The 12,984-nt window shown below is 44.6% G+C and carries 9 protein-coding genes; 5 read left to right on the forward strand and 4 right to left on the reverse strand.

Features of this window, described 5'->3' with window-relative positions; genetic code table 11:
• Positions 1-993 precede the first annotated feature (993 nt).
• The 4 genes from R7E00_RS04850 (at position 994) to R7E00_RS04865 (ending at position 7,257) form a co-directional block, all read left to right on the forward strand.
• Complete coding sequence (locus R7E00_RS04850) at positions 994-2,211, forward strand: AAA family ATPase (protein WP_005374503.1); 1,218 nt, start codon at positions 994-996, stop codon at positions 2,209-2,211.
• Positions 2,212-2,218: 7 nt separating this feature from the next.
• On the forward strand, positions 2,219-3,193 hold the full coding sequence (locus R7E00_RS04855) for a ParB/RepB/Spo0J family partition protein (RefSeq protein ID WP_005374504.1): 975 nt from the start codon (positions 2,219-2,221) through the stop codon (positions 3,191-3,193).
• 105 nt (positions 3,194-3,298) lie between these two features.
• A complete protein-coding gene (locus tag R7E00_RS04860) occupies positions 3,299-5,326 on the forward strand; it encodes a tRNA(Met) cytidine acetyltransferase TmcA (protein WP_213907521.1) in 2,028 nt (675 codons plus the stop codon).
• A gap of 251 nt (positions 5,327-5,577) precedes the next feature.
• Entirely contained in the window at positions 5,578-7,257 is a 1,680-nt protein-coding gene (locus R7E00_RS04865) for a DUF342 domain-containing protein (RefSeq protein WP_065275565.1), read from the forward strand.
• Between the two features lie 55 nt (positions 7,258-7,312).
• Here the strand turns inward: R7E00_RS04865 and catC are convergent, their stop codons facing one another.
• On the reverse strand, positions 7,313-7,972 hold the full coding sequence (gene catC / locus R7E00_RS04870) for a type C chloramphenicol O-acetyltransferase (protein ID WP_065275564.1): 660 nt from the start codon (positions 7,970-7,972) through the stop codon (positions 7,313-7,315).
• Between the two features lie 88 nt (positions 7,973-8,060).
• Between catC and R7E00_RS04875 the strand changes: the two genes are divergently transcribed.
• Positions 8,061-8,972 (forward strand): LysR family transcriptional regulator, encoded by a 912-nt coding sequence (locus R7E00_RS04875; protein WP_213907523.1) that lies wholly within the window; start codon positions 8,061-8,063, stop codon positions 8,970-8,972.
• 208 nt (positions 8,973-9,180) lie between these two features.
• Here the strand turns inward: R7E00_RS04875 and R7E00_RS04880 are convergent, their stop codons facing one another.
• The 3 genes from R7E00_RS04880 to murQ all read right to left on the reverse strand — a co-directional run bounded on the left by R7E00_RS04880 (position 9,181) and on the right by murQ (position 12,770).
• On the reverse strand, positions 9,181-10,236 hold the full coding sequence (locus R7E00_RS04880; protein ID WP_213907524.1) for a porin: 1,056 nt from the start codon (positions 10,234-10,236) through the stop codon (positions 9,181-9,183).
• A gap of 148 nt (positions 10,237-10,384) precedes the next feature.
• Positions 10,385-11,839 carry a PTS N-acetylmuramic acid transporter subunit IIBC gene (murP, locus tag R7E00_RS04885; protein WP_062730872.1) on the reverse strand — a complete coding sequence of 485 codons (1,455 nt, stop codon included), beginning with the start codon at positions 11,837-11,839 and terminating at the stop codon, positions 10,385-10,387.
• A gap of 28 nt (positions 11,840-11,867) precedes the next feature.
• On the reverse strand, positions 11,868-12,770 hold the full coding sequence (murQ, locus tag R7E00_RS04890; RefSeq protein WP_053303963.1) for an N-acetylmuramic acid 6-phosphate etherase: 903 nt from the start codon (positions 12,768-12,770) through the stop codon (positions 11,868-11,870).
• Positions 12,771-12,984: the final 214 nt, after the last annotated feature.

A 12,984-nucleotide genomic window follows, 5' to 3' on the forward strand; every position in this document is an offset into this window, starting at 1 on the left:
TAACCTGAAAGCATGATCATATTTATTCGTAAGCATGATCATTAAGGTTATGAAAAGATGATCAAAAGAGTCTTGAAACGATGATCATGATGTTTTTACAGGTTATCCACAGATGCAGTATTTAATAATGATCTTCACGATGATTATATTGTGCATTGGTGATGTTATTTATACTCGGATCGATGATCAAGAGCCAATATATCTATCGTTCTGGCGCCCATATTGATGAGATATCACTCATCTGATTAAAATACATTCAAGTCGCTCATATTTAGAAGTAAATCCTAGTCTCTGCTTATTTACAGGAAGCATGATCATGAGAGCGTGATTTATCATAGCAACTTGAGCAATTTCATTGTTCCGGCTTCTATAACGTCAATTTCTGCTCAATCCCCCATTCTGTCTGCACTCAACCGTAAATCAGAGAAGAAAACTCATGCTTCCGAGAGATTCTAAGGCTTGATCATATTTCCGATTAATGGATCTTATTTTATTTGCGTGTTTACACCGTACTCTGCTCTATTTTTCCATGATCATGCTTTCGGATTTGCTTATTAACACGGAAGCATGATCATAAGCATACCTTGATCATACTTCCATAGATGTTTCGCTGGAACTGCCCTATTTTGCTCGGAGACATGATCAAGGTGTTCAGGTCTTTATTGTTCCGATATTACTTACTATTTTTCGTTTAAATTAGGTTGGTCTAACATAATCCGTAATTTAGCTTAAGATTATAATCGTTCCGGTAGAAAATTGATTTACATTGTAAATGAGTGACGCTGTAACACTTTTTATTTTTAAGTTTAGGTGTCCACTTATGAGAAGATTATTTGATTAAAAATAGTTATCTTTTTGACCATAAATCATAAAAGCGTCGATTTGGGTGTTTTTTTATGTGATGGTAATTCAAAATGTTCGTGCACCTTTTTGTTGTTTTTGGTCTTTACTGCTGTACAATTGCAATTATAAATCCTTCCAACGGAATTTGGCATGAAAAGAGAAAAAACGATTGAAAACCTTCTTGAGTTAGCGGAGCTGACTCAGCAGGTTCAAGCTGACCGTATTGAAATTGTTTTAGAAGAGCGAAGCGATAACTACTTCCCACCAATGTCGAAAGCGATGATGGAAACCCGTTCTGGTCTAACTCGCCGTAAGCTCGACGACGCGATTGGTAAAATGGAAGCCGCTGGGCATCAATTTACTAAAAACAACGCGAATCATTATTCAATTACGTTAGAAGAAGCACACATGCTCATGGATGCGGCTGAAGTGCCTAAATTTCATGAGCGTAAAAAGAATTCAGGTAACAAACCTTGGATTATTAATGTGCAGAACCAAAAGGGCGGTACAGGTAAATCAATGACCGCGGTTCATTTAGCGGCATGTTTAGCGCTAAATTTGGATAAACGATACCGTATTTGTTTAATCGACTTAGACCCACAAGGCTCGCTACGTTTATTCCTCAACCCGCAAATCAGCATGGCAGAGCATGATAATATCTATTCTGCGGTAGACATTATGTTGGGTAACGTGCCTGATGGTGTGGAAATTGACAGTGAATTTTTACGTAAAAACGTATTGCTGCCAACGCAATATCCGAACTTAAAGTCGATTTCAGCGTTTCCAGAAGACGCGATGTTTAATGCGGAAGCATGGCAAACGCTATCTGAAGACCCATCACTCGATATCGTCCGTCTGCTGAAAGAGCAACTGATTGATAAAATTGCTGATGACTTCGATATCATTATGATTGATACCGGTCCACACGTTGACCCATTAGTATGGAATGCGATGTATGCATCAAATGCCTTGCTAATTCCTTGTGCGGCTAAGCGTCTGGACTGGGCTTCAACAGTAAACTTCTTCCAGCATTTGCCTACGGTATATGAAATGTTCCCGGAGGACTGGAATGGTCTTGAGTTTGTTCGCTTGATGCCAACCATGTTTGAGGACGACAATAAGAAGCAAGTTTCTGTTTTAACTGAAATGAACTATCTTCTAGGTGACCAAGTTATGATGGCTACTATTCCTCGTAGCCGTGCGTTTGAAACCTGTGCCGATACCTACAGCACAGTATTTGATCTGACAGTAAGCGATTTTGAAGGCGGTAAGAAGACACTAGCTACCGCGCAAGACGCTGTTCATAAAAGCGCACTGGAATTAGAGCGTGTGCTGCACTCTAATTGGCCGTCATTGAATCAGGGGTAATAAGTAAATGGCTTTGAAAACGTCTGAATTAAACGCGAAATTATTTGGCAAAACGAATAAGCGTCGTGTTGTGACTCCGCAAGAGGCGCAAACTGCGGCAAAAGAGAAAGCTCAAACGATTGAACTAGCAGTTGCAGGTGAAAATATTGTTCAGTTTGAACTTGTGCGTATTCCTGCAAATAAAGTTGCGACAGAAACAACAGTATTTGTTGATAACGCTCGTGAGCAATCGTTCTTAAACGAACATGCTTTATCTGATGTTTTAGTCACACTCAAAGAGCGTGGCCAACAATATCCAGCAGTGGGTCGTAGAACTGAAGATGGCAAGATTGAAGTTTTAGATGGTAGCCGTCGTCGCATGTCTTGTATCCTCGCTGAACAAGACTTTTTGGTTTATGTTGCTGACAACATTAATACTGACCATGCTAAGTTTTTGTCTGATGTGGCAAATGCTCACAAGCCGCTCTCTTTATATGAAAAAGGGAAAGAGATGCAGGCTAAGCTTGATAGTGGTGAAGCTGAGGATCAGAAAGCATTGGCAAAAATGTTCCAGTGCAGTGAAGCGTTGGTAAGTGGCGCTTTAAAAGCCGCAGCATTACCGTTAGAACTGCTTCAAGCGTATCCGAATGTTGGCGATCTCGGTCGCCCAACAATCGTGAAACTGCACAAACAGTTTTCAACGCTAACGCCAGAGCAGCAGCAAGAGCTGTTAGATAAATGTCGCTCTAGCGAAGGGTTTTTATGGCAGCGAAGCACTGCTCAAGGCGTTGCTCGTCTGACAAAAGAAGTCACGGAAAGCATCGAAAATTGGATTACTGAACTTGCACCAGCAAAACCTGGTAAGAAGACGGAAAAAGTCGACTTAGTTAAAGGTCGAGCAAGCTATAGCCGAAAAGGTAGCAGCCTGGCGTTGAACTTGAAGAAAGTTGACGACAGCTTAATGGAAGAGATTCTTGCGTTTGTACAAACCAAACTGCAATAACAAATGATGATTGAATCAACCGCCTCCGGGCGGTTTTTTTATATCTGAGAAGCGTCAAATTAAAGATGTGATACCATTGCGTCAGTTCAACGTTGGATAGACAAAATGCAGACACAATCTGATTTCCTTTCATCACTTCAACATCAAGCTCACCAATCTTTCCAAAGGATTGGTGTTGTCATTCAAGGCGAGGCTTCTTGGCAAAATGCGTTGATGTCAGAGTTCCATAAAACGCAGCGCCATCAACGTTGGTTTTCTGTTGGTGATTTTGGTTTGAAAAACGTATCCAGTGTTTCGTCTAAACAAGGGCACATGTTGCTAGGCAGAGAGTGTGACGTTCTATTGTTTGATGCTCGAAATGGCTTTGACGCCAATAGTTTTACCGCCGCGCTTGGCTCATTGGTTGGCGGCGGTTTTCTTATTGTCATTACTGAGCTGCGACAAAATGCGAATTTTGCTCAGCAATGGATGCACAAACAATGGGAGAAGCTCGTTGTTATTGAGCAAGACAAACCATTGCCAACGGCTCCAGACATCAAGCAAGCAGAAAAAGAAAGCCACTACACGGAACAAGAACATGCCATTTCTCTAATTGAAAAGGTGGTGACAGGACATCGAAAGCGACCATTAATTTTGACCGCTGATCGTGGACGTGGAAAAACAAGTGCCCTCGGAATTGCGTGTGCGAACTTATTACAGCAGAAGCCGCTTAGAATCTTAATTACGGCACCATCTATAAAAGCCGTTGAGCCTGTTTACCAACATGCTTTACGTTTACTCCCTAGCGCACAGCGTATTAAGAAGGACAGATTAGAATCAGGGCAGGGAGCCATTCAATTTATTGCTCCAGATGAACTATTATTGAGTCGACCTGAATGTGATTTGTTACTTGTCGATGAAGCGGCTGCAATTCCAGTTCCTATGCTCAAAAGCATTACCGAACATTATCATCGACTCGTTTTTTCTACGACTATTCACGGTTATGAAGGTTGTGGCCGGGGCTTTACGATTAAATTTGTTGATTGGCTTCAAAAACAGCGTTCGGGAATGAAAACATGGCACATGACACAGCCCATCCGCTGGAGCATGAATGATGCGCTTGAATCATGGCTCTATGACGCGTTTTTGTTGGATGCGGAGTTAACGCACCATCAACTTAAACAGGTCGACTCAATTTCCCTTTCTAAAGCCGATAAGAAAAATTTGATATCGCAGCCTAGTTTGCTGCGTGAGTGCTTCGCTCTTTTGGTGAATGCTCATTATCAGACCTCGCCGAATGATTTGATTCACCTTTTGCAAGACGACAACAGTCAGCTCTATTTTGCTAAGCAAGATAATGCGGTTGTGGGGGTAATATTAGCGGTCGAAGAGGGTGGGCTTGACGCTGAATTGGTTGAAGAAATTCAGCTTGGTAAGCGTCGTCCTAAAGGACACTTAGCCCCAGTTACGATTGCAAACCACCTAGGATTTCCGAATGTCGCGAATCTATCGACGCTGCGAGTCATGAGAATTGCTGTTCATCCGGAATTGCAAGGAAGAGGCATCGGTCAAAAAATGCTGCAGCAACTTGATCAAATGGCGGCTAAACACATTGCTTACTTATCCACGAGTTTCGGTGCGACGGAAGAGTTGGTCCATTTCTGGCGACAATCGAACTTCCGTACAATTCGCTTAGGGTCAATGCGCGATGCTGCTAGCGGTTGTTATTCAGTCTTGATGGTCAAACCTTGTGATTCCCAACAGACGGCTTGGGTCGATGAATCTCAGGCGCTATTTGAAGAAATGTTGTCTAACAATGTGGCTGACGTCTATCCAAAATTAGAAGCCTCTATTTTTCGAGCTCTATTACCGCAACCTTTGGGAATGAGTCCACTTCATCCCGCTAAGTTATTACTAATTGAATGCTATGCTGATGGTGGTAACAGTTATGAGTCCGTGTCTGCTTGGCTTCAGCAGTGGTTACTTAACTTAGGTTTGAACTCCGCTTCCGACTTGATGATCAGTAAGCTTTTTCTTAACCGTAGTTGGACTGAATGTGCTCAGCAATTTGGTTTACCTGGAAGAAGGCAAGTTGAGCAGCAGTTAAGGGACGAAGTAAGACACATTTGGAACGATTTACACTGTAAACACTAAAGGGAAATTTACACTGTAAATGAAATTATTAGGAGCTGATTTTACACTGTAAATCCAGCTCCTTTTTATTTCGGCGTGTATTTTGATTGAGCTTTAGGTTAAATCGAAATGCTCTCTTAATATCTGTTTAACCGTTATTGATGGATTACTTTCTTTAGTGACGTGAGCCCTATAATAAGAAATGCGAGGTTTGTTCAGAAAACGGATTTGGGTAGACTGAAAGTGTTGATGGGAAGCAAAGTGGTAAGGGTATGTGGAAGCTGTGTCTTGAGTTATCTGAAGATAAGACCAAGGTGATAGCCCGTCTTCCGGGAGAAGTGGACCTCGGTGGTGAGCTAAATCAAAATGAATTAAACGAGCAGCTCGTCGCAATGAACGCTGAAAAGATGTTTGTTGTTGAGGGGGAAGTCGTGAGATTCATTAACTGCGCCAAAGAACGTAAAGCCGAGGCCTACGAAGGCATCGTCATTGCGGAAAAACGCAACGCGCAAGTTGAGGTTGAATTATCGAATAATGACATGCTCGCCAGTATGAACGTTGTCGGCGCGTACGGAGGCCGAGGTTTACGTGGCCCCGAGATTGTTCAAGCCCTTGCTCAAGCGCGAGTTTCGAAAGGCATCAACAAACTGGCTTTGAAGAAAGTGTTGGTTGTCAGCACTCAGCTCAAACCCGGCGAAACTTTTTCTCAACCTGTAGCGGTTGGTAAGCAACCTATCAAAGGCAAAGACGCTCTTTTTACTCCTCTTGTTAAAGACATCACCAAACGCATCCTCAAACCCAAAGACGGCCAATCTGCTAGCGACAAAATTGATTTACGTAACCTCGGTGAAACTATCGCGGTTGACGTAGGCGATGAGGTGATGCGCCGCACGCCTGCGACCAAAGGCACGCCTGGCTTTACTGTTCAAGGGCGAGTGATTCCTCCGCAAGCCGGAAAAGACAGCCCAATGAAGCCGGGCAAAGGCACTGAGATAAGCAAGCACGACCCAAACCTATTGATTGCATCGGTATCCGGTACGCCTCTAATTAAAGACAAAACCATTGAAGTTGATAACGCACTCTGTCTCAATAGCGTTGGCGTGAATACAGGTCACGTGAAATTCAAAGGGAATGTGATTATCGGTGGCAACATTGAATCCGGCATGATTGTTAAAGCGACGGGTTCTATTACTGTAGGCGGCTTCATTGAATCGGCTGACGTACAAGCGCAAGACGACATTCAAGTTGGTAAAGGGATCATTGGCCACACCGTGAGTGATGGCCAGCCAAAGAGTTGTCACGTCAAAGCCAAAGGTTCGATTCGTGCCAGCTACGCCCAATATTGTGATTTGCAAGCCGGCGAAGATATTGAGTTGGCGGTGCACAGCATGAATAACGATATTGTTTGTGGGCGCAATCTGACGGTGCTAGATGCGAACGGTAGGAACGGCACGCTTAGCGGCGGAGATGTAAAAGTCGGTGGCAAAGTGGTGTGCTTACAATTGGGCGTAGAAGGCGACACCGCCACTAAGGTAGAAGCGTTCGCACGCTATTCTGCATTTAAGGAGCGATTAGCAGAGCTCAAAGATCAATACAAATACGCTCAAGAAGGAACGATGGATGTGATTCGTAAAGAGCTCGAATTTAAGAAACGTCCTAAAGCCGAACGTACCGACGAAGAACAAGCTCAGATTGACGTGATGAAAACACAAAACAACGAGCAGCTTGAAGCGATAAAGCAAAAGCTAGAACAAACGGAACACGACTTTGAAGTCGCGTTAGAAGAAAATATTGTCGAAGCCAAAGAGCGTGTCTTCACTCGCGTGACGGTGCTGTTTGGCGACGAGCAGGTAACGACAAAGCGCACTCATGGCGGTTGTTCGTTCCGTTTCAATCAATACGAAATTAAAGTTTCGGCGAACTTGGAAGAAGAGGACGTCGCTGCGGTTTAAGCTTTCTTACTCACTGAGCCCACACGTCGCAACAAGATGTGTGGGCTTTTTTTATCTACAAATCGACAATGTGCTCTTGATAGTAGTCCGCAAGCGCACCGACTTGGCTGCTACACATTACTTTCATTGCTTGTTTAATGTGTTCTATTGGCCAGTTCCACCATTGGATATTGAGTAGAGTTTCAATCTCTTTATCGCTAAATCGTTGACGTACGACTTGGTTGTTTCCAACCACCACAGAATAAGGTTGCACGTCTTTCGTCACTACGGCGCGTGCTCCGATGACGGCTCCATCGCCGATGTTTACTCCGGGCATGATCATCGCCTCACTGCCAATCCAAACATCATTCCCCACCACTGTATCTCCGGCACGCTCGAAACCGTCTTGTACGCCTTCTCCAAATTCTTCAGGAGAGAAGGGGAAGGTCGAAATCCAGTCAATGCGATGACCTTGGTTTCCTGCCATCATGAAGGTGGCTCCAGAAGCGATGGAACAAAACTTGCCAATGATTAATTTGTCGATGCTATCGGGTTCTCTACTTTGCCATTCTTGAAGTGTGACGGGGTCACCCAACAAGTAGCGTACCGCTTGCTCTTCGAAGCTTTTTTGATGATAGAAGCCCGAGTAATAGCTGTAATCGCCAACGATGATATTGGGATTAGTGATGTGATCTTTAACGACTTGACCTTTTAACCACGTGTCGAAAACACTCATAACTCATCCTTTCAAATTTAGGTTGTACAGAGTTTAGAGGCTTTCTATTATTTCCAGTAGTTTGATTTTAGAGATTCAGAATTACTGTATGGAAATAAAATGGCTCAGCTACGTACCACTTTACGTCGCTTTGTGTGAGGAACGGAGTATTGCTGGTGCAGCAAAGCGACTGAATTGTTCGAATGCGCATGTAAGTCGGCAACTTAAACAGCTTGAAGACATATTGTCGATGCAGCTTATTCAGCGAACTACGCGCCAGTTTAATTTGACCTACGATGGTTTGCGGTTTTATCAGCAGGTAAAGCAACTGCTTGAAGGCGCTGAGCAGATCAATGAGCAAGTCATGGCAAACGAGATCGTATCGGGAAAATTGAGAATAGCGGCGTCCGCTTCTTTCGGAGCTGCGTTACTCAGCCAAACATTGATCGAGTTTCGATTGCAACATCCACAAGTGAGCGTCGAAGTGATCTTCACAGAGACACCTCTCGACTTGATTGAGGCTGGGTTTGATATCGCATTCTACTTTACCGATACTCCCCCAGAGGGATACGTCGGCCATCAGCTACGCACTTTACACTGTAAACCGATCGCTCATCGCTCGTATTTAGCTGATAAACCAAATGTAAGTACGCCAGAGGATCTTGGTGACTTAGAGCACATCCTTTATAAAAGTCGTGACTTGGTGTTAGACAAGTGGACGTTTACGCATAAGCAAACTCAACAGCAGTGCAGCATTGAGTTAGAAAGTATGCTGAGTTTTAATCTTGTCCAGTCCATGTTGGATGCTACTTTGGCTGGCTGTGGTGTAGCCATGTTAGATGAATTTGCACTGGCTAAACTCGACCCTGCACAAAAAGAAAAACTCGTGAGTTTGCTGCCAGAATGGCAAACGGATGCGATTTTGCCGCTTTATCTGCTTTACCCAAAACGTGAGCACTTACCAAGAAGAACGCGAGCGTTCATCGAACACTTTAGGAACATATATTCTGTCGGCGAATAGCGACAACAAACTTAGCAACAATTGAGGAAGCAAAGGAATGCGAAAACACTGTCACCAGTTTTCCTGATGCAGGCGTGTTGGTCAAAACAGGTAACGAAGAAAACATATTACGAGGGTGAGCTTCTTCAAATCAGCATTAAAGGCAATAACTACTGACCGGACACAGAAGAAGCTCATGGATTCAGCTAACTTACATTAAGTATCGTGCTTACAGCTCGTAACGCAGACCTAAGTGGTAGTAGCTTTCGTCTGCGTGCGCACCGCCAAACGAGACTTCTTGTCCATTGCTGTAGCCACGCGAGCCGTTACGATCAACGTAGTTTGTGTAGATAGAAGAACGAGGCGTCAGTTTGTATTGCACTTCTAGCGTTGTATCTTTCAGCTCTAGCTCGTCACCATCACTGTTTTCTAAAGAACGATAACCAGCACGCAGTGCCCATTTGTCATTTACACTGTAAACCGCCGTCAATTCCATCACTTTGTCGGTGCTGGTTTGTGAGTAATAGCCCTCTAGTTCATCTTCCGAGTACAACGCACCCAACATCAAATCACCTAGGTAGTAACGCGTACCTGCGCCCCAGAATGTGTAATCGGTGTCGTTGCTTTCACGTGCATCACCTTTATTTTTCTGCATCGCCACCACTGGCGCCAAGGTACCCAAATTCCCCATGTCTAGCGTATAACGCAGTGCAGCGTTGTAACCGTAGTCGAGCTCAGAAGTGTTGTTTCCTAAAATGTACGCGACAGAAAAGTCGAAATTACCTAGGCTGTTTTGATATTGCAGCGTGCCATCTTGACGGAAAACTTGCGTCGCGGTTTTGTCGACTTTATTCGCTTGGCGCGCCATAGAAACATCGGAAGAGGCGAACACATCACCAATGTCGGTAAACATAATCAATCCAGATGCCACGCGACCACCAGTAATACGACCATAATCTTTCGCATCAATACCCGCCCATACATAACGTGCAGTCAGAGATGGTTTGTCGTTTACTTGGTTTGCGTATTCAGCTGCACCCACTTGGTATTGCGCTTGGCCGATGATCGACGCGTACTCGTTGATGGTTTGTGAACCGTTTAAACCAATACGGCCATCAAACTCGCCATTTGCATCGCCGTGCTCGTCATTTTTACTGGTGACATTGAAACCAAGACGAGAGTAAATATTTAAAACTGACCCATCTTCCGCTTGATACAGCTGCGCTGCCATTGCGTTTGATGCCATCAATGTAGGGAGAAGTAGAGCCAAAATGTGCTTTTTCATGATTAACGACCTTTCATTTCTATTGTTTTAGGTACGACAAAGCCTCTTCCGAGTAACGGAATAAGAAAAATTGTCGTGAAGTAGAGAGAGGGTGCGCCCTTGTTTGCCAAGGGCGCGAGCTAGTCCATTCCTATAGGGGAAGAATGATTTAGCTTAAATCGACGTCTTTGCAGCCAAAGAAGTAAGTCGCGAGGAAGCCGACGATGTAAGAGATAAGCAGTCCGGCAACAAACACCATCATGCCCGGGAAGATGCCATTTTCAGATGTCATGAGAGGAATCGCCACGATACCGGACGGGCCAAACACCGTATTAAGACCAACTGGTAAGCCAAGGTAAGAAACTAAACCGATAAAGAAGCCGCCCGCAGCACCACCAATACAAGCGGTAACGAATGGTTTTACGCGTGGTAATGTCACGCCGTAAATCAATGGTTCGCCAATGCCTAGAAGACCCGGAATAATAGCGCCTTTAACTTGGGTGCGCAGTAGAGCGTCTTTTTTGGCTTTGAAATACAGCGCCATTGACGCGCCAACCTGACCGCCACCTGCCATCGCCAGGATAGGGAATAGCGAGTTAAAGCCCTGTGCTTCCATCAATGCGAAGTACACTGGAACAAAACCCTGGTGGATGCCAAATACCACAGAAATTAAGAACAAACCTGCCAAGATTGCAGCGCCTAATGGGTTATCGTTCAAGTTGAGGAACAACCAAGACATCCCTTTAAACAGCTCGCCGCCGATCGGCATGATGATCAAGAAGGTTACCGCACCCATGATCAACAGAGTGATAACGGACGTTAAGATCATGTCCAGATCATCTGGCATGTATTGACGAACCTTACGCTCGACTTGTGCACCGATGATCGCTGCTAAAAGTACGCCGATAATGTTGCCGCGCGGATCAATCGCAAAGCCGAAAAACTCGTTCATGCCAGAGTAAATGCCGGATGTAGCCTCTGGGTTGTAACCCAGCACAAACAAAGAGGCGAGAATGGCACCATTAACACCAGAGCCGCCAAACGCTTGCTGCGCGTTGTAACCAATCAGAATACTTAAGAAAGCAAACAGACCCTTACCAAAGACTTTCATGTAGGCGATCAAATCCAACATAAACTGGCTTGGTGTCTGGTCAAGAACAAACATCTGCTCCAATAACGTCGCAAAACCTAGCAACAAACCAGCGGCAATAAAGCCTGGGATCAACGGCGTAAAGATGGTGGCAAACTTGCTTAAAAAACGCTGAACCGCACTGGTTTGCTTACTCTTCATCTGTTTTTTCTGCTCGGCTGCGACGGCAGAAAGATCTTGTTGCGGCATATCTGCTTCTTCACTGTCACCAGAGGTTAAGCTGTCGATCAATTGATTCATCATCTCAGCCGCTTGTTGAGCTTTTCCGGGACCGAGAATGATCTGAAACTGCTCATCGCTTTCCACCACACCCATTACGCCGGGAATTTGCTTGATAACTGATTGATCAGCCAAGCCATTGTTGGCGAGCGATAAACGCAAACGCGTCATACAGTTACCACATTTGCTTACGTTGTTACTGCCACCCACTGCGGACAGCAACTGCGATACTGTGTTTGAAGTTATTTTTGCCATAGGGTCTATCCTTCAGAACTCGGATTATTTAGTTATTATTTAGTGCTGCGCGAATAAAGCCGTTGTGCGCGGCGAGGCGTGATTTGGCTTGTTCGGCATCCAAATCGGCCAAAATCATTAAGATGGCGGTTTTGCAGTGGCGACCGCAGGCCTTTAATGCTCGCTCTGCTTCTTCTTTTGATGCGCCGGTTGCTTCCACAACAATGTTGGTTTGGCGTTGGATGAGCTTGGCGTTAGTGGCTTCTACATCCACCATTAAGTTGCCAAATACCTTACCGCTACGAATCATTGCGCCTGTCGTGAGCATGTTTAGCACCAGTTTTTGTGCGGTGCCGGCTTTCATGCGAGAAGATCCAGTGACAACCTCTGCGCCAACTATCGGCAGAATCGCGATGTCGGCCGCTTCTGCCATGGCACATTCTGGATTACAGGCGATAGATGCGGTCGTGGCTCCGATGGATTTAGCGTAGTCCAAACCACCTAGTACATAAGGTGTACGGCCACTCGCTGCAATGCCTACAACCACGTCATGCTTGGTGAGGTGAAGTGCTTTTAAGTCGTCTTGACCCATTTTCGCGTTGTCTTCTGCGTTTTCTACCGCTTTTAAAATCGCTTGATGTCCACCAGCAATTAAGCCAATCACCATATCTGGATGCGTGCCGTAGGTAGGAGGACACTCGCTTGCATCAAGAATGCCTAAGCGACCTGACGTACCAGCTCCCATGTAAATTAAACGGCCACCATTTGCAAAAGCTTGAGTAATTGCGTCAACTGTCTCTGCAATTTGTGGTAGCACCGCTTTTACCGCGAGCGGGACTTTTTGATCCTCTTCATTAATGACTTGCAGCATCTCGATTGTCGAAAGCGTATCGATCTCGGCACTGGCTGGGTTACGGCTTTCTGTCACCAATCTGCTTAAATCAATTTTCATGTTTTGCACTCTTTGTAATGTTCAATCTGAGGGCGATTTTATGGAATAAAATATTCAGGTTTGGTGATAAAAATCACACTTGAGGTTATTCTTTATGCAGGAGAAATTTGGAATAATGAGAGAAAATATACGTCTATTACATCCGGGATTAACTGTCTTGGTTAGAATAATCAGGGGGTTAAATCAAACGCCTATTATTTCTGTTTTGGAATAA

Origin of the sequence: Vibrio sp. Vb1755, assembly GCF_033338635.1 — a bacterium.
Taxonomy (GTDB): Bacteria; Pseudomonadota; Gammaproteobacteria; order Enterobacterales; family Vibrionaceae; genus Vibrio; species Vibrio alginolyticus.

What these genes read in the sequence shown, in the direction of transcription:
- R7E00_RS04850 (WP_005374503.1), top strand. Translation starts at nt 994, where the DNA reads ATGAAAAGAGAAAAAACGATTGAAAACCTTCTTGAGTTAGCGGAGCTG.
- R7E00_RS04855 (WP_005374504.1), top strand. Translation starts at nt 2,219, where the DNA reads ATGGCTTTGAAAACGTCTGAATTAAACGCGAAATTATTTGGCAAAACG.
- R7E00_RS04860 (WP_213907521.1), top strand. Translation starts at nt 3,299, where the DNA reads ATGCAGACACAATCTGATTTCCTTTCATCACTTCAACATCAAGCTCAC.
- R7E00_RS04865 (WP_065275565.1), top strand. Translation starts at nt 5,578, where the DNA reads ATGTGGAAGCTGTGTCTTGAGTTATCTGAAGATAAGACCAAGGTGATA.
- catC (WP_065275564.1), bottom strand. Translation starts at nt 7,972, where the DNA reads ATGAGTGTTTTCGACACGTGGTTAAAAGGTCAAGTCGTTAAAGATCAC.
- R7E00_RS04875 (WP_213907523.1), top strand. Translation starts at nt 8,061, where the DNA reads ATGGAAATAAAATGGCTCAGCTACGTACCACTTTACGTCGCTTTGTGT.
- R7E00_RS04880 (WP_213907524.1), bottom strand. Translation starts at nt 10,236, where the DNA reads ATGAAAAAGCACATTTTGGCTCTACTTCTCCCTACATTGATGGCATCA.
- murP (WP_062730872.1), bottom strand. Translation starts at nt 11,839, where the DNA reads ATGGCAAAAATAACTTCAAACACAGTATCGCAGTTGCTGTCCGCAGTG.
- murQ (WP_053303963.1), bottom strand. Translation starts at nt 12,770, where the DNA reads ATGAAAATTGATTTAAGCAGATTGGTGACAGAAAGCCGTAACCCAGCC.